The organism is Cellulomonas chitinilytica (genome assembly GCF_016862675.1).
Taxonomy (GTDB): Bacteria; Actinomycetota; Actinomycetes; order Actinomycetales; family Cellulomonadaceae; genus Cellulomonas; species Cellulomonas chitinilytica.
In genome coordinates, this window is record NZ_BONK01000016.1 from 102,198 (window position 1) to 125,802 (window position 23,605).

The 23,605-nt window shown below is 74.1% G+C and carries 22 protein-coding genes; 9 read left to right on the forward strand and 13 right to left on the reverse strand.

Annotation, left to right across the window (positions count from 1 at the left end):
• Positions 1 to 69 precede the first annotated feature (69 nt).
• On the forward strand, positions 70 to 2,313 hold the full coding sequence (locus tag Cch01nite_RS19600; RefSeq protein ID WP_203758177.1) for a HelD family protein: 2,244 nt from the start codon (positions 70 to 72) through the stop codon (positions 2,311 to 2,313).
• Positions 2,314 to 2,375: 62 nt separating this feature from the next.
• Positions 2,376 to 3,575: a phosphoglycerate dehydrogenase gene (serA, locus tag Cch01nite_RS19605; protein ID WP_203758178.1), complete on the forward strand. Its 1,200-nt coding sequence runs from the start codon at positions 2,376 to 2,378 to the stop codon at positions 3,573 to 3,575.
• Between the two features lie 63 nt (positions 3,576 to 3,638).
• On the opposite strand, the gene Cch01nite_RS19610 is transcribed toward serA, so the two are convergent.
• Complete coding sequence (locus tag Cch01nite_RS19610; protein WP_203758179.1) at positions 3,639 to 3,830, reverse strand: DUF5302 domain-containing protein; 192 nt, start codon at positions 3,828 to 3,830, stop codon at positions 3,639 to 3,641.
• Positions 3,831 to 3,980: 150 nt separating this feature from the next.
• Between Cch01nite_RS19610 and Cch01nite_RS19615 the strand changes: the two genes are divergently transcribed.
• Positions 3,981 to 4,997 carry an aldo/keto reductase gene (locus tag Cch01nite_RS19615; protein ID WP_239071107.1) on the forward strand — a complete coding sequence of 339 codons (1,017 nt, stop codon included), beginning with the start codon at positions 3,981 to 3,983 and terminating at the stop codon, positions 4,995 to 4,997.
• Between the two features lie 12 nt (positions 4,998 to 5,009).
• On the opposite strand, the gene Cch01nite_RS19620 is transcribed toward Cch01nite_RS19615, so the two are convergent.
• The 3 genes from Cch01nite_RS19620 to Cch01nite_RS19630 form a co-directional block, all read right to left on the reverse strand.
• A complete protein-coding gene (locus Cch01nite_RS19620) occupies positions 5,010 to 7,052 on the reverse strand; it encodes a S9 family peptidase (RefSeq protein ID WP_203758181.1) in 2,043 nt (680 codons plus the stop codon).
• A 9-nt stretch (positions 7,053 to 7,061) separates the two neighbouring features.
• Positions 7,062 to 7,583, reverse strand: a complete 522-nt coding sequence (gene nrdR, locus Cch01nite_RS19625) for a transcriptional regulator NrdR (protein WP_203758182.1) — start codon at positions 7,581 to 7,583, stop codon at positions 7,062 to 7,064.
• 338 nt (positions 7,584 to 7,921) lie between these two features.
• Entirely contained in the window at positions 7,922 to 8,323 is a 402-nt protein-coding gene (locus Cch01nite_RS19630; protein ID WP_203758183.1) for a LysM peptidoglycan-binding domain-containing protein, read from the reverse strand.
• Between the two features lie 389 nt (positions 8,324 to 8,712).
• On the opposite strand from Cch01nite_RS19630, the gene lexA reads away from it, so the two are divergent.
• Positions 8,713 to 9,423, forward strand: a complete 711-nt coding sequence (gene lexA, locus Cch01nite_RS19635; protein ID WP_203758212.1) for a transcriptional repressor LexA — start codon at positions 8,713 to 8,715, stop codon at positions 9,421 to 9,423.
• Positions 9,424 to 9,609: 186 nt separating this feature from the next.
• Here lexA and Cch01nite_RS19640 read toward each other — a convergent pair whose 3' ends face one another.
• The 3 genes from Cch01nite_RS19640 to hflX form a co-directional block, all read right to left on the reverse strand.
• Positions 9,610 to 10,611, reverse strand: a complete 1,002-nt coding sequence (locus tag Cch01nite_RS19640; protein WP_203758184.1) for an L-lactate dehydrogenase — start codon at positions 10,609 to 10,611, stop codon at positions 9,610 to 9,612.
• 75 nt (positions 10,612 to 10,686) lie between these two features.
• Entirely contained in the window at positions 10,687 to 12,804 is a 2,118-nt protein-coding gene (locus Cch01nite_RS19645; protein WP_203758185.1) for an ATP-dependent DNA helicase, read from the reverse strand.
• 53 nt (positions 12,805 to 12,857) lie between these two features.
• Complete coding sequence (gene hflX / locus Cch01nite_RS19650; protein ID WP_203758186.1) at positions 12,858 to 14,381, reverse strand: GTPase HflX; 1,524 nt, start codon at positions 14,379 to 14,381, stop codon at positions 12,858 to 12,860.
• A 147-nt stretch (positions 14,382 to 14,528) separates the two neighbouring features.
• Between hflX and Cch01nite_RS19655 the strand changes: the two genes are divergently transcribed.
• Positions 14,529 to 15,140 (forward strand): class I SAM-dependent methyltransferase, encoded by a 612-nt coding sequence (locus Cch01nite_RS19655; protein WP_203758187.1) that lies wholly within the window; start codon positions 14,529 to 14,531, stop codon positions 15,138 to 15,140.
• A 16-nt stretch (positions 15,141 to 15,156) separates the two neighbouring features.
• On the opposite strand, the gene Cch01nite_RS19660 is transcribed toward Cch01nite_RS19655, so the two are convergent.
• From Cch01nite_RS19660 to Cch01nite_RS19680, 5 genes are read right to left on the reverse strand one after another with little or no spacing between them, the layout of a single operon-like run.
• On the reverse strand, positions 15,157 to 15,465 hold the full coding sequence (locus Cch01nite_RS19660; RefSeq protein ID WP_239071109.1) for a thioredoxin family protein: 309 nt from the start codon (positions 15,463 to 15,465) through the stop codon (positions 15,157 to 15,159).
• Between the two features lie 5 nt (positions 15,466 to 15,470).
• A complete protein-coding gene (dapF, locus tag Cch01nite_RS19665; RefSeq protein WP_203758188.1) occupies positions 15,471 to 16,478 on the reverse strand; it encodes a diaminopimelate epimerase in 1,008 nt (335 codons plus the stop codon).
• Positions 16,475 to 17,431, reverse strand: a complete 957-nt coding sequence (gene miaA / locus Cch01nite_RS19670; RefSeq protein ID WP_203758189.1) for a tRNA (adenosine(37)-N6)-dimethylallyltransferase MiaA — start codon at positions 17,429 to 17,431, stop codon at positions 16,475 to 16,477. Before miaA ends, dapF begins: the two co-directional genes overlap by 4 nt.
• A gap of 4 nt (positions 17,432 to 17,435) precedes the next feature.
• Positions 17,436 to 17,912, reverse strand: coding sequence for a type III secretion system chaperone family protein (locus Cch01nite_RS19675; protein ID WP_203758190.1), 477 nt, complete (start codon positions 17,910 to 17,912; stop codon positions 17,436 to 17,438).
• A gap of 7 nt (positions 17,913 to 17,919) precedes the next feature.
• Positions 17,920 to 18,684 carry a class III extradiol ring-cleavage dioxygenase family protein gene (locus Cch01nite_RS19680; protein WP_203758191.1) on the reverse strand — a complete coding sequence of 255 codons (765 nt, stop codon included), beginning with the start codon at positions 18,682 to 18,684 and terminating at the stop codon, positions 17,920 to 17,922.
• Between the two features lie 113 nt (positions 18,685 to 18,797).
• Here Cch01nite_RS19680 and Cch01nite_RS19685 point away from each other — a divergent pair, with 113 nt between their 5' ends.
• Both Cch01nite_RS19685 and Cch01nite_RS19690 read left to right on the forward strand, forming a co-directional pair.
• Positions 18,798 to 19,409 (forward strand): type III secretion system chaperone family protein, encoded by a 612-nt coding sequence (locus Cch01nite_RS19685; RefSeq protein WP_203758192.1) that lies wholly within the window; start codon positions 18,798 to 18,800, stop codon positions 19,407 to 19,409.
• Between the two features lie 13 nt (positions 19,410 to 19,422).
• Complete coding sequence (locus tag Cch01nite_RS19690; protein ID WP_203758193.1) at positions 19,423 to 19,944, forward strand: type III secretion system chaperone family protein; 522 nt, start codon at positions 19,423 to 19,425, stop codon at positions 19,942 to 19,944.
• An 84-nt stretch (positions 19,945 to 20,028) separates the two neighbouring features.
• Here Cch01nite_RS19690 and miaB read toward each other — a convergent pair whose 3' ends face one another.
• Positions 20,029 to 21,651: a tRNA (N6-isopentenyl adenosine(37)-C2)-methylthiotransferase MiaB gene (gene miaB, locus Cch01nite_RS19695; protein WP_203758194.1), complete on the reverse strand. Its 1,623-nt coding sequence runs from the start codon at positions 21,649 to 21,651 to the stop codon at positions 20,029 to 20,031.
• Between the two features lie 129 nt (positions 21,652 to 21,780).
• Between miaB and Cch01nite_RS19700 the strand changes: the two genes are divergently transcribed.
• Both Cch01nite_RS19700 and Cch01nite_RS19705 read left to right on the forward strand, forming a co-directional pair.
• Positions 21,781 to 22,590, forward strand: coding sequence for an amino acid ABC transporter ATP-binding protein (locus Cch01nite_RS19700; RefSeq protein ID WP_203758195.1), 810 nt, complete (start codon positions 21,781 to 21,783; stop codon positions 22,588 to 22,590).
• Positions 22,591 to 22,697: 107 nt separating this feature from the next.
• The gene (locus tag Cch01nite_RS19705; protein WP_203758196.1) at positions 22,698 to 23,558 is read left to right on the forward strand and encodes a glutamate ABC transporter substrate-binding protein; all 861 of its coding nucleotides are present in this window, start codon (positions 22,698 to 22,700) and stop codon (positions 23,556 to 23,558) included.
• The last annotated feature ends 47 nt before the right edge of the window (positions 23,559 to 23,605 follow it).

Sequence of the window (23,605 nt, forward strand, 5' to 3'; positions counted from 1 at the left end):
CCGACCGCCTGTGCGCCGTGGCGGCAGGTCGTCGACGCCGGGCCCCACCGGCGGACAGGAGAACGCGCAGTGGCAGGGATCGACAGCGAGCTCGCCGGCGAGCAGGGGGCCGTGGACGAGCGCTACGCCCGCCTCGACGCGCTCCGCGCGGCGACACGCGAACGGCTCGCGCACGTCCGCCGGACCGGGCCGTCGGGTTCGCCGCAGAACCGCAGCGAGCGGGACGCGTTCGCGACCCTCTACGAGGACCGTGTCGCGCAGCTCGAGGCCGTCGAGGAGCGGCTCGTGTTCGGGCGGCTCGACCTCGAGGACGGGTCGCGGCGCTACATCGGGCGGCTCGGTCTCACCGACGAGGAGCAGACCCCGCTCCTGACGGACTGGCGCGCACCGGCCGCGCAGGCGTTCTACCGGGCCACCGCCGCGCACCCGGACGGCGTGGTGCTGCGTCGGCACGTCGTCACGCAGGGGCGCACGGTCACCGGTGTCGAGGACGAGGTCCTCGACCTCGACCTGCTGGACGACGAGGACGACACCCGGCTCTCGGGACTGTCGGGCGAGGGCGCCCTGCTCGCGGGCCTGGCGGCCGGCCGCACCGGCCGGATGGGCGACATCGTCGCGACGATCCAGGCCGAGCAGGACGCGATCATCCGCTCGGAGCTCGGCGGCGCGCTCGTCGTCCAGGGCGGTCCCGGCACCGGGAAGACGGCCGTCGCGCTGCACCGCGCGGCGTACCTGCTGTACGCCCACCGCCGCACCCTCGAGCGCTCGGGCGTGCTGCTCGTCGGTCCCAGCCGGACCTTCCTGCGGTACATCGACCAGGTGCTGCCCTCGCTCGGCGAGACCGGCGTCGTGACCAGCACGATCGCGGAGCTGTTCCCCGGGATCACCGCGACCGCCGACGAGGACGAGGCCGTCGCGGAGCTCAAGGGTCGCGCGCTCATGGCCGACGTCGTCGCGCGCGCCGTGCACGACCGCCAGCGGGTTCCCGCGCAGCCCACCCGCATCCGGGTCGACGGCCGCACCGTCGTCGTGCGACCGCAGGACGTGGCCCAGGCGATCGCCCGCGCCCGTCGCAACCACCGGCCGCACAACCTGGCGCGGGTCGGCTTCGTGCGCGACATGCTCGGCCGGCTCGCCGACCAGTACGTGAGCCAGCTCCAGTTCGAGGTGCCGCCCGACGAGCGCGGCGAGATCGTCGAGGAGCTCCGGACCACGCGCGAGGTACGGATCGCGCTCAACCTCGCGTGGATGCCGCTGACGCCCGAGAAGCTGGTCTCCGACCTGTGGTCGAAGCCGGCCCGCCTGGAGTCGGCGGCCCGGGGGCTGTCCCCCGCCCAGCGGGAGATGCTCGCCCGCCCCGCGGACTCCCCCTGGACCCCCGCCGACGTCCCGCTGCTCGACGAGGCTGCCGAGCTGCTCGGCGAGGACGACCAGGCCGCGAAGGCCCAGGCCCGTGCCGCCGCGGAGCGCCGGCAGTCCGAGCTCGAGTACGCCCGGCAGGTCCTCGCCTCGACGGGCAGCGGCGCCCTCGTGTCGGCCGAGATGCTGGCCGACCGGTTCGCGTCGACCGGCCCGAGCCTCACGACCGCCGAGCGCGCCGCGGCGGACCGGTCGTGGACGTACGGGCACGTCGTCGTCGACGAGGCGCAGGAGCTGTCGGCGATGGCGTGGCGGAGCCTGCTGCGCCGCGTGCCGACCCGGTCGCTCACGATCGTCGGCGACGTCGCGCAGACGACGGCCGCCGCGGGTGCCCGGGACTGGGCACGGATGCTCGACCCGGTGCTGCGCTCGTCGTGGCGGCTGTCCGAGCTCACGGTGAACTACCGGACGCCCGCCGCCGTGGCGGACGCCGCGCGCCGCGTCGCCGTCGCCGCAGGGCTGCCCGTCAGCCCGCTCACCTCGGCGCGCGAGGTGCCCGACGCCCTCGTCGTCGAGCAGGTCCCGGCGGACGGGCTGGCCGTCGCGGCGGCCAGGCGTGCGGAGAAGGCCGCCTCCGAGGTCCGGGACTCGGCGGGCGCGGGGCGGGTGGCGCTCATCGCTCCCGCGGCACGTGTCGCCGGGCTCGCGCAGGTGCTCGCGGACGCCGGTGTGCCGGCCGTCGTCGGCACCGCGTCGTCGGCCGCCGACCTCGACGCCACCCTCGTCCTGCTCACCCCGCTGGAGGCCAAGGGGCTCGAGTTCGACGTCGTCGTCCTCGTGGAGCCCGCGGAGGTGCTCGCCGCGAGCGCAGGTGACCTGTATGTCGCGATGACCCGGCCCACGCGCAGCCTCCACGTGCTGCACTCGGCCCCCCTGCCCGCCGGTCTGGCGTGAGACGGCTGTCCGAGGGCCGGACCGCCCTGGGTTCCGGTGCAGGAGGGGCGCACCATAGGGGCGTGCTGAAAGCCCTCCTGCTCGAGAACCTCCACCCCCAGGCGCGCCAGATCCTCGAGGCGGCCGGGTTCGACGTGACCACGCGCACCGGAGCGCTCGACGAACCCGAGCTCATCGAGGCGCTCGACGGCGTGCACCTCCTCGGCATCCGCTCCAAGACGCACGTGACGTCCACCGTGCTGGAGAACGCGCCGGACCTGGTGGCGATCGGTGCGTACTGCATCGGCACCAACCAGATCGACCTCGCGACGGCGGCGGCGCGTGGGGTCGCGACGTTCAACGCGCCGTTCTCGAACACGCGCTCCGTGGTCGAGATCGCGATCGCCGACATCATCGCGCTCACGCGCCGGCTCACCGAGTTCGACAAGGCGATGCACGACGGCGTCTGGAACAAGTCCGCCACCGGCGCCCACGAGGTCCGCGGCCGCACGCTCGGCATCATCGGGTACGGCAACATCGGCACCCAGCTGTCCGTGCTCGCGGAGAACCTCGGCATGTCCGTCGTGTTCTACGACACCGCGGAGAAGCTCGCGCTCGGCAACGCCCGGCGGATGCACACGCTCGACGAGCTGCTGGAGACGGCCGACGTCGTCACGCTGCACGTCGACGGCCGCAGCGGCAACGCGGGGCTGTTCGGCGCCAAGCAGATCGCGCGCATGCGCCCCGGGTCGGTGCTGCTGAACCTGTCGCGCGGGTTCGTGGTGGACCCGGCCGCCGTGCGCGACGCCATCGTGTCCGGTCACCTGAGCGGCGCCGCGATCGACGTCTTCCCGGTCGAGCCGAAGCGCAAGGGCGACCCGTTCGAGTCGCCGCTGCGGGGCCTGCCGAACGTCATCCTCACCCCGCACACCGGCGGCTCCACCGAGGAGGCCCAGGAGGCGATCGGGCAGTTCGTGTCGCAGAAGGTGCGCGACTACCTCGCCACCGGGTCGACCACGCTGTCCGTGAACCTGCCGAACGTGGCCCTCGACCAGCCGCCGGGCGTGCACCGGCTCGCCTACCTGCACCGCAACGTGCCCGGGGTGCTCGCCGCCGTCAACGCGACGCTCGCTGAGCACGGCGTGAACATCGAGGGCCAGCTGCTCGCGACCCGCGGCGAGCTCGGCTACGTGGTGACGGACGCCGGCTCGGCGGTCGACGCCGCCGTGGTCGAGGCGCTGTCGTCGCGCCCCGAGTCGGTGCGGCTGCGGCTGCTGTCCTGAGCGCCTGACGCACGCGAACGCCCCCTGCCTCGTGCGAGGCAGGGGGCGTTCGTCGTCATGAGGTCAGGCGGACCCGCTCTTGCGCTGGAACCGGCGCTGGGCCGGGCCCGCGGTCTCGGAACCGTGCACCTGACCGGTGTTCGAGGATCCGTCGGCCGTCCGGTGCTGCGTGGACTTCTTGCGCTCCAGGGCCTCCCGGAACTTCGCCTTCGTGTCCTCGGTCACCGCCCCGGCCGTGCTCTCGTCGTTCGCCATCGGCGTCTCCTCCTGTGGGGTGCTCGGTGCTGGGGGCGTCGTCGGCCCCGACCGTCAGCCTGACCGACGCGAGCCGAGGACGCCAGGGCAATGCTCCCACCTGCGGGCGGGACCGCCGACCGCCGGGTTCCTCCGGGGTACGGTCGCCCGGTGAGCTCACTGCCCCACCGGCGCTCGACCTCCGGGCTGTCGCTCCCGGTCGTCTCGCTCGGCCTCTGGCAGAACTTCGGCACCGGCACGTCGTTCGACGCCCAGCGGCGGCTCGTGCTGCACGCCGTGGACCGCGGCGTCGTGCACCTGGACCTCGCGAACAACTACGGCCCGCCGCCGTTCGCCGCGGAGGAGACGATCGGCCGGCTGCTGGGCCGTGAGCTGCGGGGCCGGCGCGACGAGCTCCTGCTCACCACGAAGGCGGGGTACCGGGCGTGGCCCGGGCCGTACGGCGAGCACGGGTCGGCGAAGTACCTGCGCGCGTCGCTCGACGAGTCGTTGCGGCGGCTCGGGGTGGACGCGGTCGACGTGTTCTACAGCCACCGGTTCGACGCCGCGACACCGCTCGAGGAGACCGTCGGAGCGCTCGCGCAGGCCGTCCGGTCGGGCAAGGCCCGGCAGGTCGGCATCTCGTCGTACTCCGCGGAGCGGACCGTGGAGGCGCTCGCCGTGGCCGACCGGCTCGGGGTGCGGCTCGCCGTCCACCAGCCGGCGTACTCGCTGCTCAACCGCTGGGTCGAACGCCCCGGCCCGGACGGCACGTCGCTGCTCGACGTCGCCGCCCGGGCCGGGATGGCCGTCGTCGCGTTCTCCCCGCTCGGCCAAGGCATGCTCACGGGCCGCTACCTGTCGGGCGTCCCCGACGACTCGCGTGCCGCCCGGGGTGGGCCGCTGCGGCCCGAGTGGCTGACGGACGACGTGCTCGGGCACGTCCGCGCACTCGACGGGATCGCCCGCGCGGGCGGCCGGACACTGCCCCGGCTCGCCCTGGCGTGGGTGCTCCGCGACCCCCGCATCACGTCCGTGCTCGTCGGGGCGCGCACCGTCGAGCAGCTCGACGAGAACCTCGCCGCCGCGACCGACCCGCCGCTGTCGCCGGACGAGCTCCGGGCCGTCGAGCCGCACGCCGTCGAGGCCGGCATCAACCTGTGGGGGCCACGCTCGAGCGACCGGTGACCCCGCCCGGCGTCACGGCTGCACCGGCAGGTGCCTCGCCCACCAGGCGAGCACGTGGTCGAACCGCTGCTTGCGGTGCCGCGGCCGGCCCGACCGGGTCAGCTCGTGCCCCTCGCCCGGGAACAGCAGGAGCTCGGCCTCCACACCGCGACGCTTCAGCTCGACGAACCACCGCTGCCCCTGCTCGACCGGGCAGCGCCAGTCCTGCTCCGAGTGGATGACGAGCGTCGGCGTCCGCACGGCGTCCACGTGCGCCATCGGAGACTGCGCCGCCAGGGCCGCGGCACCCTCGTCGTCACGGTCGTCGCCGAGGTACGCGAGACCGAAGAACCAGCCGATGTCGCTGGACCCGACGAAGCTCACCGGGTCGAGGAAGCCCCGCTCGACGATCGCCCCGACGAACCGGTCGGTGCGGGTCGTCAGCCACGCCGTCATGTACCCGCCGTACGAGCCACCCATGACACCGACCCGGTCGCCGTCGAGCGTCGGGTCGGCGAGCGCCGCGTCGAGCAGCGCGAGGACGTCGTCCGCGTCCACCGTGCCGAAAGCACCACGGATTGCCCGGCCGTGCGCCCGTCCGTACCCGGACGACCCACGAGGGTTGCCGAGCACCACCGCGTACCCCGCCTCGGCGAGCACCTGCACCTCGTCGAACAGGGCGTGCGTGTACTGGGCGAACGGGCCGCCGTGGACCATGAGGACCGTCGGGTGGGGACCCGCGCCGAACCGCTCAGGGTCGGGGTGGACGACCCAGCCGTGCACCGGGTAGCCGTCCGGGGCGAAGGTCGTGAGCTCGACGGGCACCCGCACGCGCCCGGTCCCGACGAGCGGCGCCGACAGGTCGGTGAGCGACCGGCTCGCGACCGTGCCCAGGTCCACCTCGAGCAGGTCGCCGGCCGTCGACGGACCCGCCGCCGTGACGACCGCCCGCCGGCCGTCGGCGGTCGCGGCGACACCGGACACGACGTGCGTGCCGGCCAGCACCGGGACCAGCGCGTCCCGCTCGTCCAGCCGGAACAGGTGCACGGCACCCCGGTGCTCCCCGGCCACCAGCGGCGACCCGTCAGCCTCCACCAGCACCGACTCCAGCAGGCTCACGGACTCCTCGTCGGTCAGCCGCTCCGGCCCGCTGAGCGGCGCACCGCCCTCGTCGAGCGACATCCGGTACAGGCCCGCATGCGCGGCGACGAAGTCGAGGCCGGACGCGCCCAGGTCGGTCGCGACCAGCCACAGGGTGCTGCCGTCGGTCGACGGGAGAGCGACGTGCACGTCGAGGGTGCTGCCGGCGTCCGCGTCCGTCACGGGCCGCGGCGGCTGCGGAGCGCCGTCGGGCCGCGCGGGGACGAGGACGGCGTCCGACCGCAGGTCCTGCTCCCTGGACCCGTGCCGGGCCGCCGTGACGACCAGCGCGTCGCCCGACGGGAGCCAACGCGCCTGGCCGACCTCCAGGTCGCCGGCGGTGAGCGCCACGGCGGTGGGCGGCTCGGCTGTGGGCGACTCGGCTGTCGGGGGCTCGGCGCCCTCGAGGTCGCGCGTCGGGAGCTCGACGACGAACAGGTGCTTCGGCCGGTCCCGGTAGAACCCGACGTCGTCCGCCCGGTAGCGCAGCTCGGTGATGTGGCGCGGCGGCTCGCCGGCCGGGTCGCCGCCCGACTCGTACCGGCCCTCGTCCGGCACCCGGGCGAGGAAGGCGATCCGGGTGCCGTCCGGCGAGAAGCGCGGCGATGCCGCACCGAGCGGGGCGTCGGTGAGCCGCACCGGCTCCCCTCCGGTGGCCTCGACGACGAAAACCTGGGGCTTGCCCTGAGGCTCGGCGCGGCAGAACGCCACCCAGCGCCCGTCGGGCGAGACGTCCGGCGCGGTGTCGCGGTGTCCTCGGGTCAGCAGGGTCGGCACGCTCGGGCCGTCGACGGTCAGCGGCACGGACCACAGCTGCCCGACGTACTCGTCGCTCTCGAGATCGGGATGCGTCACGGAGACGATCGCCGCGCTCCCGTCGGGGAGGACCGCGGCGGCACCGGGGACACGGAGAAGGGGGAGGTCGTCAGGGATCACCCGACGAACCTACGACGCCGACGTGGCTCCTGGCGTGACCGCGGTGTCGCCGGCGACCGCGTCCTGCGCACCCTCGTCGACGCCGTCACGATCGGCGCGGAGGACGGTGATCGCCGCCTCGAAGTCCTCGAGCGAGTCGAACGCCTGGTAGACGCTCGCGAAACGCAGGTAGGCGACCTCGTCGAGCTCCCTCAGGGGACCCAGGATCGCGAGCCCGATCTCGTAGGCGTCGATCTCGGCGGACCCTGACGATCGCAGCGTCTCCTCGACCCGCTGGGCCAGCAGCGCGAGGTCGTCCTCGCTCACGGGCCGGCCCTGGCAGGCCTTGCGCACACCGCCCGCGATCTTCTCGCGGCTGAACGGCTCCGTGACGCCGGAGCGCTTGACGACGGAGAGGCTTGCCGTCTCCACCGTCGTGAACCGCCGGTTGCACTGCGGGCACTGGCGGCGACGCCGGATGGACGAGCCGTCGTCGGACGTGCGCGAGTCGACGACCCGGGAGTCCGGGTGTCGACAGAACGGACAGTGCACCGAGAAACCCCTTCGAGCAGACCCGGCGACGCGGGACCGCGCTCGCCGTGGACGTCCAGGCGACGCTAGGCCACCGCGTTCGCCGCATGCAAGGCGACTCGTCCGGTCGCGCGGAGGAATGGTTCGGGGGCGGCCGCACGTTGTCGGCCGCCCCCGGCGAGGACGCCCCCGTCCTCGTGGCGCTGCCGACTCGCCTCGGCCACGCCCGGTGCTGCGGTGGCCACCGGTGCTGTCGCACCTGGTGTCCCGCTCCTCACGCGAGCCCCCCAGCCCGCGTAGTGAGGTAAGGCTAACCTAGCCGCCGCTCGCCGCACGGGTCAACCTGCCAGGACCGGCGCTCACGCCGCCGGCACCACGATCGACTGACCCGCCATCAGCCCGGCGCTCGGCAACCGGTTCAGCTCGACGAGCTGCAGGACGACGTCGCGGACATCCTCACCGGGACCCGCCACCTGGCGCGCGATCCCCCACAGCGTCTCGCCGGGCTGCACGACGTGCCGGACCACCTCGACCGCCCCGGACGGCCCGTCCGCCGACGCGCGGTCCGCCTGCGTCATGACGAGGCCGACGCCCACCAGCAGGAGGGCCAGGAACGCGAGGACGACACGCCCGCGGGCCGTGAGCCGGAGCTGGCCGCCGCCCGCCGGCGGAACCGGCCGGTCGCGACGAACCGCGCCGGCTGTGCGCGCCGACACAGGCACACGGACGACCCCGGGTCGCGTCATCACCAGTGCGGTCATCGTGGTTCACTCCCTCTTCCGGTCCGGTCTGGTCCGGTTCATCCGCTGCGACCCCGCCGAGCCGGCCGGGCTGCGTTCGAACGGGTGTTCTACGAACGCCTGTACGATGTCTACCAGCAACCGCCGACACGTGTCGAGATCTGATCGAACAGATGTTTGATCTGGACGTCCGTGATCCCTAGGCTGGCGGTGCGAGCACAGCCCACCACCGACCACTGACACGACCGTGACCACGGACGCGACCGTGACCGGTGGTGGGCAGCTCGCAGGGCGACCAGCCCGACGGCCGCGACCGCGGCACGCAGGACGGACACGGGTGCCTCGTCGAGGCCCCGACCAAGGAGGGTGCAGTGGCGGACACACGGGACGCGTCCCCGCACGAGGCAGACCTGGCGACCATCCACGCGCTGCCCGACGGCGCGCAGGGACCCGACGGGCTCACGGCGCGCCAGCGCCTCGTGCTCGACACCATCCGGTCGTCCGTCGAGTCCCGCGGGTACCCGCCGAGCATGCGCGAGATCGGCGAGGCCGTCGGGCTGACGAGCCCGTCGAGCGTCAAGCACCAGCTCATGGCCCTCGAGCGCAAGGGGTACCTGCGACGCGACCCCAACAGGCCGCGCGCCATCGAGGTCGTGCATCCGGACGACTCGCGAGGCGTCGGCGCCTGGACCGGACCTGACGGGACCCGGAGCACGTTCGGCGCAGACGGTGACGAGTCCGTCCCGACGCCGTCCTACGTGCCGGTCGTGGGCCGCATCGCGGCCGGTGGGCCGATCCTCGCCGAGCAGGTCGTCGAGGACGTGTTCCCGCTCCCCCGCCAGCTCGTCGGTGACGGTGAGCTGTTCCTGCTCCGGGTCAGCGGCGACTCGATGGTCGAAGCGGCGATCTGCGACGGCGACTGGGTGGTCGTGCGGCGGCAGCCGGTCGCGGAGAACGGCGAGATCGTCGCCGCGATGATCGACGGCGAGGCGACCGTCAAGACGTTCAAGCGCACGGACGGGCACATCTGGCTGCTCCCGCACAACGCGGCATACGCCCCGATCCCGGGCGACGACGCCACTGTGCTCGGTCGCGTCGTGAGCGTCCTGCGCAGCCTCTGAGCGTCTCCCGGGTGCCCGCGTCGCGCGGGCACCCGGGCAGGACGCGGGTCAGTCACCCGACGATCAGCGGCGGACCCGGCCGGGCCGGGCAGTCAGGTGCGCCCGTGTCACCTGCACCGTTCCTCGGGGACGCGGCAGGACGCGGCGCCGGTGACGCGCCGAGCAAAGCGCGCGCCGAGCGAGGGCTCAGAGGCCGAACCGCTGCGCCACCGCGCGCAGCGCGTCCGCCGAACGGCGCAGTCCCGCGAGCTCGTCGACGGACATCGGGACCGCGAGTCGGTCGCTGACCCCCTGCGCGCCGACGATCGTGGGCACGGACAGGCACACGTCGCTGATGCCGTAGAAGTCGTCGAGCAGCGACGACACGGGCAGGATGCGCCGCTCGTCGTTGAGGATCGCCTCGATGATCCGCGAGCCGGCGAGCGCGACCGCGTAGTTCGTCGCGCCCTTGCCCTCGATGATCCGGTACGCCGACTCCACGACCTCGCGCGCGATCTCGTCGCGCACCTGCGCGGTGAGCGGCCCGTGCTCCCCGAGGCCGTTCCACTCGAGCAGCGGGACGGCGCCGATGCTCGCCGAGCTCCACAGCGGGAGCTCGCTGTCACCGTGCTCACCGGCGATGTACGCGTGCACGTTCTGCACCGCGACCCCGGTGCGCTGGGCGATGAGGTAGCGCAGGCGTGACGAGTCGAGCACCGTGCCCGAGCCGAACAGCTGGGTCGGCGGGAGACCGGACAGCTTGAGCGCCGCGTACGTGACGATGTCGACCGGGTTCGTGACCATGACGTACACCGCGTCGGGTGCGACCTCGACGAGCGACGGGAGCACCTTGCGGACCAGCGAGATGGTGGCCTCGGCGAGGTCCATCCGGGTCTGGCCGGGCTTCTGCTTCGCCCCCGCGGTGAACATGACGACGTCGGCGTCGGCGCACACGGAGATGTCGTCGGAGCCCACGACCTCCGCCATCGGCATGAACTGGATGCCGTGCCCGAGGTCGAGCACCTCGGCGTTCACCTTCGCGCTGTTGATGTCGTACAGCGCGACGGTCCGGGCGGCCCCGCGCATGAGCGCCGCGTACGCCATCGTCGAGCCGACCGCACCCGCGCCCACGATGGCGAGCTTGGACCGGCGGCGGTGCGGCGCCGACGGCGTCAGCTGCTCGTCGTCGCTGTCGCGGCTCTCGGTCATGCATCCTCCTCGGATCGCACGCCCGCACCCGGTGGTGTCGGCGTGTTCGGCGCGCAGGGTGCCGACACGTCGAGGCTAGTCGGACGCGGCCAGCCGCCGCAGCGCCTGCTCGGCCACGGCACGGTCGGTCGTCCGCCAGAAGTCCGGGAGGGACGCGGCGAGGTACTCGCCGTACCGCGCGGTCGCGAGGCGCGGGTCGAGCACGGCGACGACGCCGCGGTCGTCGACGGTCCGGATGAGCCGGCCGGCACCCTGCGCGAGCAGGAGCGCCGCGTGCGTCGCCGACACGGCCATGAAGCCGTTGCCGCCCGCCGACGCGACGGCCTCGGAGCGGGCGGACCGCACGGGGTCGTCGGGTCGCGGGAAGGGGATGCGGTCGATCAGGACGAGCCGGCAGGCCGGTCCGGGGACGTCGACACCCTGCCAGAGCGACAGGGTCCCGAACAGGCAGGTCGGCTCGTCGGCGGCGAACTGCGAGACGAGCGTCGGCAGCTGGTCGTCCCCCTGGAGCAGCACGGGGACCTCCAGCCGCTCCCGCATCGCGGCCGCTGCGGCGATGGCCGCGCGACGCGAGGAGAACAGCCCGAGCGTCCGGCCACCGGCGGCGCGGACCAGCGCCTCGATCTCGTCGAGCTGGGCGTCGGTCGCGGGCTCCCGGCCGGGCGGCGGGAGGCGCCGCGCGATGTAGAGGATGCCCTGGCGGGGATAGTCGAACGGGCTGCCGACGTCGAGGCCGAACCACTGCGCGCGCGCCGGCTCGGCCGACGACGCCGAGCTCGCGCCCTCCGCCTGGTCGTCGTCGTCCCCCGGACCGAGGGTCGGCGGCCCCACCGGTTCGGCGTCGGGGCGGACCTCCAGCCCGACGGCGCGGGCCAGCGGGTCGAACGACCCCCCGAGCGCGAGCGTCGCGGACGTCAGCACGCCCGAGCGCCCCGCGAGCAGGTTCGTGCGGATGAGCCCGTTGACCGCGAGCGGAGCGGCATGCAGGCGGGTCTGCACCGTGCCCCGGCGGTCCTCCGTCCGAGCACACCACAGCACCGTGTGCCGGTTGTCCTCCGGGTCGGCGGCCATGCGTTCCGCGGTCTCGAACAGGGCGAGCATCGCGGACGACGCCATCTTCATCCCGCCGTCGGCGGGCACCTGCTTGCCGCCTGACGCCGTGTCCGGCTTGAGAACGCTCAGCAGGGTGCGCGACGCGTCGCGGACCGCGGCGACCGCGTCGCGCGCGGCGTCCGGCAGCCCCTGCGGGAACCGTCCTTCAGGGAGCTCGACGAGCACGGCCGCGAGCGCCTGACCGGCCGAGTCGAGGTCGGTCGTGGGGACCCCGCCGTACCGCCGGGCGAGGCGCGCGGCGTGATCGACGCTGCCGAGCGACAGGTCGGACGTGGCCTGGGCGGTGACCCGGTCGGTGAGCTCGTGGGCCTCGTCGACGACCAGGACCTCGTGCTCGGGCAGGACGCCCGGCGATCCCGACGCGGCGATGCCGAGCATCGCGTGGTTCGTGACGACGACGTCGGCCTCGCGGGCGGCGGCGCGGGCCCGCTCCGGGAAGCACTCGTCGAGCATCGGGCACTTGGAGCCGAGGCACTCGAGCGACGTCACGGACACCTGCCGCCAGGCACGGTCGCCCACGCCGGGGACGAGGTCGTCGCGGTCGCCCGTCTCCGTCTCCTCCGCCCACTCCCGCAGGCGCACCACCTGGTCGCCGAGCGACTCGCCGCCACCCGACCTGCCGGTGCCGCCGAGGGCCGGGTGCTCTGCGGCGCCCGCGTGCTCGCCCAGGTCGAACAGCGTGCCCGCGTCGTCCTCGGGGTAACCGCCGGCCACCTTGTGCACGCAGACGTAGTTGTGCCACCCCTTGAGCAGCGCGATCTTCGGCGCCCGGGGCAGCTTCGGGGCGAGCGCGTCGGCCACCAGCGGCAGGTCGCGCGTGATCACCTGCCGTTGCAGCGCGAGCGTCGCGGTCGAGACGACGACGCGCTCCTCCGCGACGACGGCGTGCCGCACGGCCGGGACGAGGTAGCCGAGCGACTTCCCCGTGCCGGTGCCGGCCTGCACGAGCAGGTGCTCACCGTTCTCCAGGGCGTGCGCGACCGCCACGGCCATGCGGTGCTGACCGTCCCGGCGGGAACCACCGAGCACCCCGACCGCGACGTCGAGCAGGTCGTCGACGGACGGGTCGGCTGGAGGCACCGCGTCAGCCTAGTGCGCGACGACGCTCGCCCCGACCGGCCCCGGGCCGCCCGTCAGGCACGCGGCAGCGCGGCCGCCTCGAGCTCGGCCGCGAGGCCTGCGTCGACCCGTGCGCGCAGCACCGTGCCGTCCGCGACGTGCTCCTCCGACTCGATGTCACCGTGCTCGTGGACCCTGCTGACGAGGTCGCCACGGTGATACGGCACGACGACGTCGACCGCTACGCCGGGCCGCGGGAGCTGGTCCGCGACCAGCGCCTGGAGCTCCGCGATCCCCTCGCCCGTGTGCGCCGAGACGACGACCGAGTGCACCTCGCGCGACCGCAGCCGAGCGATGGCCTCCTCGGACGCCATGTCGGCCTTGTTCAACACGATGATCTCGGGAACGTCCATCGCGCCCGGGATGTCGGCGAACACGTGCCGGACGGCGGCGATCTGCCCCTCGGGGTCGGGGTGCGACGCGTCGACGACGTGCAGGATGAGGTCGGCGTCGGCGACCTCCTCGAGCGTCGACCGGAACGCCTCCACGAGCTGGTGCGGCAGGGCCCGGACGAAGCCGACGGTGTCGGCGAGCGTGTACACGCGGCCGTCGGTGGTCTCGGCCCGCCGGACCGTCGGGTCCAGCGTCGCGAACAGCGCGTTCTCGACGAGCACCCCGGCGTTCGTCAGGCGGTTGAGCAGCGACGACTTGCCGGCGTTCGTGTAGCCGGCGATCGCGACGGACGGGATCGCGTGCTTCTTGCGCGACGCCCGCTTCGTGAGCCGGGCGGGCTCCATCGCGGCGATCTCCCGGCGCAGCTTCGCCATGCGGTTGCGGATGCGCCGCCGGTCGAGCTCGATCTTCGTCTCACCGGGACCGCGCGAGCCCATGCCCGCCCCGGCGCCGCCGACCTGGCCGCCGGCCTGCCGGGACATCGACTCGCCCCAGCCGCGCAGGCGCGGGAGCAGGTACTCGAGCTGGGCGAGCTCGACCTGCGCCTTGCCCTCCCGGGACTTGGCGTGCTGGGCGAAGATGTCGAGGATCAGCGCGGTCCGGTCGACGACCTTCACGCGCACGATGTCCTCCAGCGCACGCCGCTGCGAGGGGGCGAGCTCGCCGTCGACCACGACGGTGTCGGCGCCCACGGAGGCGACGAGCTGCGCGAGCTCGGCCGCCTTGCCCGAGCCGAGGTACGTGCCCGGGTCCGGTGTGCGGCGCTTCTGCAGGAGCCCGTCGAGGACCTCGGAACCGGCCGTCTCGGCGAGGGCCGCCAGCTCGCGCAGCGAGATCTCGGCGTCGTCGCCGGGGCCGTACCCGGACAGCCCGACGAGCACGACCTTCTCGAGCCGCAGCTGGCGGTACTCGACCTCGGTGACGTCCTCGAGCTCGGTCGACAGGCCCGCGACGCGGCGCAGCGACGTGCGCTCCTCGAGGTCGAGCTGGTCGCCGTCGTACGACGAGTGCACGGTGGCACCGTCGTGCACCGCGGTGCCGGCCCGGGCGAGCACCCGCGCGACGACGTCGTCGGCCACCTCCTGCGGCGTCCGGGCCGGCACGACGGCCTCGATGTCGCTGGTGGTGTGCTGCGGGTCGTTCACGCGGTTCCTCTCGTCCTGGCGGGTCCCTCCAGGGTCGCACGCGGGCCGCGGGCGGGCGATGCATTTCGCTGCCGGCCGAGCAGCAGCGGTCCTCGGCGACAGCGTGCGACAGCGGTCGGGTCCGGCCGAGCCGGTAGGGTCGGCGCCGTGACCGGGCACGACCACTACTTCACCGCGCAGCCCGCGTCCCCCGACGAGCGGCGCGCGATCACCGTCGAGCTGGCCGGCCGGACCCTCGAGGTCGAGACCGCGGGGGGCGTCTTCTCCCCCGACCACGTCGACCTCGGCACCCAGGTCCTGCTGCGCACCGTGCCCGCCCCGCCGTCGACCGGCGACCTGCTCGACCTCGGGTGCGGCTGGGGTCCCGTCGCCCTGACCCTGGCGCTGGCGTCGCCGCAGGCCCGCGTCTGGGCGGTCGACGTGAACGAGCGCGCGCTCGACCTCGTGCGGCGCAACGCCGAGCGGGTGGGCGCGTCGAACGTGGTGGCCGCGCTGCCCGACGACGTCCCCGACGACGTCCGTCTCGCCGCGCTCTGGTCCAACCCGCCCATCCGGGTCGGCAAGGGGGCCCTGCACGCGCTGCTGCTGCGGTGGCTGCCGCGGCGGGCGCCCGGCGGGGAGGCGCACCTCGTCGTCGGGAAGAACCTCGGCGCGGACTCCCTGCAGCGGTGGCTCGCGGAGCAGCTCGGACCCGCGGTGAGCGTGGACCGCACCGCGAGCGCGAAGGGGTTCCGGGTCCTCACGGTCAGGGACAGCTGACCCCGCTCGACCCTCGTCAGCCGCCGGCGACCGCGATCGCGGCCCGGACCTGCGCCAGCGTCGGCGTGCCCGTCGCACGACGGCGGACGGCACCCGTCGCGTCGAGGACGAGGACCGTGGGCGTGCTGTCGATGCCGAGCCGCTCCCCCAGGTCGAGGTGCCGTGCGACGTCCAGGTCGACGAACGTGACGTCCGGCGACGTGGCGACTGCCCGTTCGACCACGAGCCGGGTCGCGCGGCACGGCATGCAGAACGCGCTCGAGAACTCGACGACGGTCGCACGCGCACCCAGGGGCGCGCCGAGGTCCGCCGCAGTGAGCTCCACGGCGGTCAGCGACCGGCGGTGAGGGCGGTCAGGTCGACGGTCGCGTCGGCGACGAGCACGGCCGGGCCGGCGAGCTCGACGTGCCCGTCGGGCAGCGCGGTCACCCGCACGGTGCCGCCGGGGACGTCCACGAGCCACTCGTCGGGTGCACCGGCACCCGCCCAGGTGCGGACCGCGAGCGCCGCGGCGCACGCACCCGTGCCGCACGACCGGGTCTCCCCGACGCCGCGCTCGTGCACCCGCATCCGGACCCGACCGACGACCGTGCCCTCGGGGGTCCGCTCCTCGCCGAGCGGCACGACGAGCTCGACGTTCGTGCCGTACGGCGGGACCGGCGTCACGACAGGGGCCCTGGTGAGGTCGGCTGCGGCGAGCTCGGCCTCGTCGGGCAGCGCGAGCACCGTGTGCGGGTTGCCGACGTCGATGCTGAGAGCCGCGCGCGCGACGGGCAGCCCGGCGACCTCGACGTCCGCGTCGGCGCCCGCCTCGACGGCGGCGGCACCGCCGGGGACGGACCAGCGGCCCATGTCCACGGCGTACCAGACGTCGTCCGGGATCCCGGCCGGCACCGGCACCCGCCGGACCCGCCGGACCCCGGCGCGTGTGCCGAGCGCGAGCTCGCCGTCCGCGGCGTCCCACAGCCCGAGGCGCTCGAGGTAGGCGGCGAAGACCCGGACGCCGTTGCCGCACATCTCCGCGACCGAGCCGTCCGCGTTGCGGTAGTCCATGAACCAGGTCGCCGCCGGCTCCTCCGCGAGCACGACAGCGCCCTCCGGGAGGCGCTCGCTCGCCACGACGCGGATGACGCCGTCGCCGCCGAGACCGGCACGCCGGTCCGCGAGCTCCCGCACGAGGGCCGCGCTCAGCTCGACCGCACCGGTGCGGTCGTCGAGCAGCACGAAGTCGTTCTGCGTGCCGTGCCCCTTCGTGACCTGCAGCGTCGCTCCGTGCGAGGGCACCTCGGCGGGTGCCGGGGTGGCGACCGTCGAGGTCGGGGCAGGTGCCGAGGTCATGAACCCAGACTACGACGAGGTGCCGGGTCGTCCGTCGCGAGCCCGAGCCGGCCCTCGTCGGCCAGGGCGACGAGCGCGAGGGCTCGCTCGACGAGGTCGGGGTCCTGCGCGTCGAGCCAGTGCACGCGGGGGTCGCGACCGAACCAGCCCATCTGCTTGCGCGCGAGCCGCCGGGTGCCCGCGGTGATCGCGGCCCGGGTGTCGTCGGGGGTCGCCTCGCCGCGCAGCATCGTGAGGACCTCGGCATAGCCGACGGCCCGCGACGCCGTGCGGCCCAGTCCCGCGGCGGCGAGCCGCTCGACCTCCTCGACGAGCCCCCGTCGCCACATGCGCTCGACCCGGCCCGCGACGCGCTCGTCGAGCACCGGCCGGTCGCAGTCGAGCCCGATCTGCACGGCGGGCACCTCGTAGACGTGCTGCGGCAACGCCGCGGAGTACGGGCGGCCGGTGAGCGCGATCACCTCGAGCGCCCGCACCACCCGCCGGGCGTTGCGGGGCCCGATCCCCTCGGCGGCGACCGGGTCGACCGTGGCCAGCTCGGCGTGCAGCGCCCGCGACCCCTCGGCCTCGACGCGCTCCTCGAGCCGGGCACGGACCTGCGGGTCGGTGCCCGGGAACTCCATGTGGTCGAGCAGCGAGCGGACGTACAGACCGGAGCCGCCGACGGCGACTGCGCGCCGGCCGCGGGCGTCGATGTCCCGGAGCGCGGCGCGAGCCCGGTCCTGGTAGTCGGCGACCGACGCGTCCTCGTGCGGGTCCAGGACGTCGAGCAGGTGGTGCGGGACGCCCTCGCGCTCGTCGGGCGCGAGCTTGGCCGTGCCGATGTCCATGCCCCGGTACAGCTGCATCGCGTCGGTGTTGACGACCTCGCCGTCGAGCGCGTGGGCGAGCGCCAGGCCGAGGTCCGACTTGCCGGTCGCCGTCGGGCCGACGACCGCCACCACCAGGCTCACGGCGTCACTCGTCGGCGGGGTACTGCTCGTCGAGCGCCTGGAAGAAGCCGAGCGACGCGCCCAGCCCGCACCGGATGTGCAGGTCCAGCTGCGCGTCGGTGACGCCGTGCGTGTAGTCGACGCTGTGCTCGGTGTAGACGCGGACGATGTCGTCCTCGACCCGCACGTAGATCTTCGGCCAGATCACGTTGTCGGCCCAGCCGTTGGCCGCGAACAGCACCGCACCGAACTCGCTGCGCGGCAGCTCACGCGCCCACCGGCCCCGGATCTGCAGCACCTCGCCGTCGTTGCCGAGCGAGAAGAACCGGAAGAGGTGCGCGTCCCACTGGCCGATGAGGTTGCCCTCGCCGTCCACCTGGTACGCGTCGCCGTGCTCGTCGAGCCGCGCGCCGACCCGGCTCATCGCGAAGGGGTGCAGCTCGTGCTCAGGGGCGTCGGTGGACATCGGGACCTCGTCGGTGGGGATCGTGTCGGGGGGCACCGAGAGGCTACCCGCCGTCCGCGGCGGCGCCGGTCACCGACCACAGGACGACGGCGTGGTGGGCGCCGGCCGGGGTCCCGGCCGCCGGCACGGTCGCCCGGACGTCGACGTCGCCGACCGCGCCGACCAGCACCTTCCACGGTGCCGCACCCGTGACCGCGAGCTCCGCGGCCAGCACGGCGTCCGTCGCGGCCAGCTGCGCGCGTGCCGCCGGCCCCGCGTCCGCGAGCGCCGCGAGCACGCGGTCGTCGAACGCGGGGGCGCGCGGGTCGTCGGCGAGCGGCGCGTCCGGGCCGTGCCGGCCGCTGCCGGAACCGACCACGACGAGCGCGACACGGTCCCGCGCGACGAGGGCCCGCCCGCGGGCGGCGAGGTCGTCGGCGTCGGCCACCTCGAGGACGCCCAGCGGCCCGTCCCAGCCCGCCCGCGCGAGCAGGTGCAGCGCGACGGCCGCGGGGACACCGAGCGCCCCGGGCTCGCCGGCACCGCCGGAGTGGCCCGAGCCGTCGGGCCGGTCGAGGGAACGTTCCGGCACGGGCCAGCCGAGCATCCCGTCGGGGATCCCGGCGGCCCCGAGGGACCCGCGGACCGTCCCGGTCGCCTCCCGGACCTCACGGCCGGGCGCGACGACGACCACCCGGCTCGCGCCGGAGACCGCGGCCGTGACCACCTCCAGCGCGGCGTCCCGCAGGTCGGCGACCGGGTCTGCGGTACCGGCGGCTCCGGGCACGAGGAGGGCGGTGTCGGGCACGAGGGCCGCGGCGACGAGCATGGGGAGACCGTAGCGGTCGAGCCGCTGCGCACCCGTGACGTCGCGTCACCCGGGACCCGCCGGGCGGGCGACGCCTGGACCGTCCGTGGGCGGCCCCCGGTAGTGTCGGGCGCATGGCCTCGTTCGCCCACCGCGCTCGCCGATGGATCGCACGCCGACCGCGTGCGGCCTCGCGCGCGGCCGAGACGCGCCCGCCGTCGACGCGCCGGCCCGAGCAGACCGACGACGAGCTGCACGACCAGGTCGCCGAGCTGCTCGCCCGTGAGCTCGGTGTGGCGGAGCCCGCCGAGGACGTCCCGACGCCCGTCAGCCCCGCCCGCATCGCACGCTGGATGACGGAGAACCAGTTCAGCTACTTCGTCGACAACGACGGTGACCTCGGCGGGCTGTGGCGGGGCCGCCTCTTCTACTTCTTCCTCTTCGGCGAGGAGGCCGAGATCCTGCAGGTGCGCGGGCAGTGGCACCGGGAGATCGCCATCGAACGTCTCGAGGAGGTCCTCGACCTGTGCAACGAGTGGAACGCGGACCGCATCTGGCCGAAGGCGTACGTCCGGGTCCGCGACAACGGCCGTGTGCATGTCGTGTCGGAGGTCGCGACCGACCTGGAGCACGGCGCGACCGACTCCCAGCTCAGCCAGGTCCTGTTCTGCGGCCTGTCGACGGGCAGCATGTTCTTCGACGCGCTCGACGAGCGGTACCCCGACCCTGCCGGGACCGCACCGTGAGGGGGGTGGCGCGATGAGCGGGCCGGGCTGGCTGCTGCGCGTGCTCGGCGGGCTGCCGAAGCCGACGAAGCGTCCCTCGCCGGACGACGAGCCGCCGCGCCCGCTGTCGCGCGACCGCGTCGGCGACTACCTGCTGAGCCGGGGCTACCGGTTCGTGGTCGACGACGACGGCGACCTCACCGGCACGTGGGACGGCAGCCGGTTCTGGTTCCTCCTGCTCGGCGAGCAGAACGAGATCCTGCAGGTCCGGGGTCGCTGGCACCGGTCGCTCCCGCTCGAGCAGCGCGCCGCCGTCGGGCTCGCCGTCAACGACTGGAACCGCGAGCGCATCTGGCCGAAGGCGTACGTGCGCGAGGAGGAGGGCGTCCTCGCGCTCTACAGCGAGGTGTCGTCCGACTTCGAGCCCGGCGCCACCGACCTGCAGCTCGCGCAGCTCGTCGCGTGCGGCCTGGGCACGGGTGTGCAGATGTTCACGGCCCTCGACGGGCTGCTCCCCCGGGACGACACGCCGCCGGCGGACCTGCCCGACAACTGAGGCGTTCCCCGCGACGCGTCGCACCGTGACGCCTCGGCGGGACGCCGGACCTGCGCCGGCTCGTGCAGCCGGGACGTCGGGCGATCAGCGCCGGGGCGAACCGAGGGTCGGCAGGCCGAGGCTGACAGGGCCGGCGGGCCCGGTACCGGTGCCGCACGCGTCGCCGCCGTGCGAGTGGGCGTCGTCGTCACCCTGCCGGGCCACCCAGGCGTCACCCGCACGGGTCCGACGGACCGAGAACGTCCCGCCGGGGACCAGCGCCGAGTCCGCCACGAGGTGGTGCGGCGCGCCGTGCGTGACGTCGACGGTCACCAGGTCACCGGGTCGCGGCGCGTCGGCCTCGGCGAGGGCCGGCGGCAGCGCGAGGTGCACGAGCCGGTTGTCCGCGGCGCGGCCCGAGAGCCGGTGCGTGGCGCCGTCCTTGCGTCCCTCGCCCTCCGCGAGCAGGACCTCGACCGTGCGGCCGACCTGCGCCTGGTTCTCCTCGAGCGAGATGCGCTCCTGCAGGGCCACGAGCCGCTCGTAGCGTTCCTGGACGACGGCCTTCGGGAGCTGGTCGGGCAGGTCCGCGGCGGGGGTGCCGGGCCGCGGCGAGTACTGGAACGTGAACGCCGACGAGAAGCGCGACGCCTCGACGACGCGCAGCGTCTCCGCGAAGTCCTCCTCGGTCTCCCCCGGGAACCCCACGATGATGTCCGTGGTGATCGCCGCGTCGGGCATGGCCGCGCGGACGCGGTCGAGGATGTCGAGGAAGCGGTCGGACCGGTACGAGCGCCGCATCGCGCGCAGGATGCGGTCGGAGCCCGACTGCAGCGGCATGTGCAGCTGCGGCATGACCGCCGGGGTCTGCGCCATCGCCTCGATGACGTCGTCCGTGAACGCCGCTGGGTGCGGCGAGGTGAACCGCAGCCGCTCGAGCCCGTCCGTCGTGCCCGCGGCGCGCAGGAGCTTCGCGAAGGCCGCACGGTCGCCGAACTCGACGCCGTAGGAGTTCACGTTCTGGCCGAGCAGCGTGACCTCGATCGCGCCCTGGTCGACGATCGCCTGCACCTCCGCGAGGATCTCGCCGGGCCGGCGGTCGCGCTCCTTGCCGCGCAGGTGCGGGACGATGCAGAACGTGCACGTGTTGTTGCAGCCGACGCTGATGGAGACCCACCCCGCGTAGACCGACTCGCGGCGCGTGGGCAGCGTGGAGGGGAAGACCTGCAGCGACTCGGCGATCTCCACCTCGGCCCGCTGGTTGTGCCGGGCCCGCTCGAGCAGCACCGGCAGGACGTCGAGGTTGTGGGTGCCGAACACGACGTCGACCCACGGCGCCCGGGCGACGATCCCGGCCCGGTCCTTCTGCGCGAGGCAGCCGCCGACGGCGATCTGCATGCCGGGTCGCGCCCGCTTGGTGCCCGCGAGCCGACCGAGGTTGCCGTACAGCTTGTCGGCCGCGTTCTCCCGGACCGCGCACGTGTTGATGACGATGACGTCGGCGTCCTCCGCCGCGGCGTCCGCCGGGCTGGCCGCGACGTACCCGGCCTGCTCGAGCATCCCCGCCATGTGCTCGGAGTCGTGCACGTTCATCTGGCAGCCGAGCGTCTTCACCACGTAGGTGCGCGCGACCGACGGCGCGGCGGTGCGGGCGTCGGCATGGCTGGTCGTCGTGGGCGCGGCCTCGACGACGTCGAGGGCCACGGGCAGCGGCAGGGTCGTGGACATCACCGACAAGGGTACGACCCGGCGCCGGGAGGCCGGCCCACCGCCACCGGCAGGCGACTTTGCCGAGCCGTTGCACGACCGTGACCGATCGTGCTCGCGCTTTCCGACAAACCACCCTAGGTTCGACGAATGGCGGACCTCGCACCCCCCGTACCGAGTCCGGCCGCGGGCCCGGCCACCGCGTCGGCGGACCGACCCGTGGGCGAGCCGCTCGTCGTGCTTCGCGACGTCGACAAGCACTTCGGCCCGCTGCACGTGCTCCAGCACATCGACCTCACCGTCCACCGCGGTGAGGTCGTCGTCATCATCGGGCCGTCGGGCTCCGGCAAGTCGACGCTGTGCCGCACGATCAACCGGCTCGAGACGATCGACTCCGGGACCATCACGGTCGACGGCAAAGAGCTCCCCGAGGAGGGCCGTGAGCTCGCCCGGCTCCGTGCCGACGTCGGGATGGTGTTCCAGTCGTTCAACCTCTTCGCCCACCGCACCGTGCTCGACAACGTCACCCTCGGCCCGATCAAGGCGAAGGGCGTCAAGAGCTCGGTCGCCAAGACGCACGCCCGCGAGCTCCTCGACCGGGTCGGCGTCGGCGACCAGGCGGCCAAGCTGCCCGCTCAGCTCTCCGGTGGTCAGCAGCAGCGCGTCGCGATCGCCCGCGCGCTCGCCATGGACCCCAAGGTCATGCTCTTCGACGAGCCGACCTCCGCCCTGGACCCCGAGATGATCAACGAGGTCCTCGACGTCATGGTGGGCCTCGCACGGGACGGCATGACGATGCTCGTCGTCACGCACGAGATGGGGTTCGCCCGCAGCGCCGCGCACCGCGTCGTGTTCATGGACGGCGGGCAGATCGTCGAAGAGGCCGACCCCGAGACGTTCTTCACCGCGCCGACCAGCAACCGCGCCCGCGACTTCCTGTCCAAGATCCTCACCCACTGACCTGCTCACCGACCGCCCACCGACCTGCCGTCACCACGGCACGACCGATCGAGAGACACCCCGAGAGAACCGACCGACACCGCACCTGACACGAAGGGGGACGCACCATGCGCACAGCACGACTGGCCGTCGCACTCACCGCCGCCACGCTCGCACTCGCCGGTTGCTCGAGCGGAGGTGACAGCGGGGACGAGTCGACGAGCGAGAGCAGCGCGGCCGTCACGGGCGGCGCCGAGGGCACCATCCGCATCGGCATCAAGTTCGACCAGCCCGGCCTGGGCTTCCAGGACGGCGACGAGTACACCGGCTTCGACGTGGACGTCGCGAAGTACGTCGCCGGCGAGCTCGGGTACGGCGAGGACCAGATCGAATGGGTCCAGGCGCCCTCGGCCCAGCGGGAGAACCTCCTGCAGACGGGCCAGGTCGACATGATCTTCGCGACGTACTCGATCACCGACAAGCGCAAGGAGGTCGTCTCGTTCGCCGGGCCGTACTTCGTCGCCGGGCAGGACCTGCTCGTCGCCGCGGACGACGACAGCATCACGGGACCGCAGGACCTCGAGGGCAAGAACCTGTGCTCGGTGACCGGGTCGACGTCCGCGCAGCGCATCAAGGACGAGTACGCGACGGGCACGAACCTGCTCGAGCAGCCGGGCTACGCCGAGTGCGTCACCGCGCTCACCGCCGGCTCTGTGGACGCCGTCACCACCGACGACATCATCCTCGCCGGCCTCGCCGCGGTCCCCGCGAACGAGGGCAAGGTGAAGGTCGTCGGCAACCCGTTCTCCGAGGAGAACTACGGGGTCGGCCTGCCCAAGGACAGCGACCAGTGCCAGGCGATCAACGACGCCATCTCCAAGATGATCGACGACGGCACGTGGCAGGAGCTGCTCGACAAGAACGTCGGCGCCTCCGGCTACAAGGCCAACGACAAGCTCAACCCCCCGGAGCCCGCCGCCTGCGGCTGACGTGACACCGGCTCGGGGCCGACGACCACCTGGTCGCCGGCCCCGGG

Excerpts from the sequence above, each read along its gene's own strand:
- Cch01nite_RS19610 (WP_203758179.1), bottom strand. The coding sequence starts at position 3,830 with ATGGCGAACGACGAGAGCACGGCCGGGGCGGTGACCGAGGACACGAAG.
- Cch01nite_RS19630 (WP_203758183.1), bottom strand. The coding sequence starts at position 8,323 with ATGACCGCACTGGTGATGACGCGACCCGGGGTCGTCCGTGTGCCTGTG.
- Cch01nite_RS19640 (WP_203758184.1), bottom strand. The coding sequence starts at position 10,611 with ATGACCGAGAGCCGCGACAGCGACGACGAGCAGCTGACGCCGTCGGCG.
- dapF (WP_203758188.1), bottom strand. The coding sequence starts at position 16,478 with ATGACCTCGGCACCTGCCCCGACCTCGACGGTCGCCACCCCGGCACCC.
- Cch01nite_RS19680 (WP_203758191.1), bottom strand. The coding sequence starts at position 18,684 with ATGCTCGTCGCCGCGGCCCTCGTGCCCGACACCGCCCTCCTCGTGCCC.
- Cch01nite_RS19685 (WP_203758192.1), top strand. The coding sequence starts at position 18,798 with ATGGCCTCGTTCGCCCACCGCGCTCGCCGATGGATCGCACGCCGACCG.
- Cch01nite_RS19690 (WP_203758193.1), top strand. The coding sequence starts at position 19,423 with ATGAGCGGGCCGGGCTGGCTGCTGCGCGTGCTCGGCGGGCTGCCGAAG.
- miaB (WP_203758194.1), bottom strand. The coding sequence starts at position 21,651 with ATGTCCACGACCCTGCCGCTGCCCGTGGCCCTCGACGTCGTCGAGGCC.
- Cch01nite_RS19700 (WP_203758195.1), top strand. The coding sequence starts at position 21,781 with ATGGCGGACCTCGCACCCCCCGTACCGAGTCCGGCCGCGGGCCCGGCC.
- Cch01nite_RS19705 (WP_203758196.1), top strand. The coding sequence starts at position 22,698 with ATGCGCACAGCACGACTGGCCGTCGCACTCACCGCCGCCACGCTCGCA.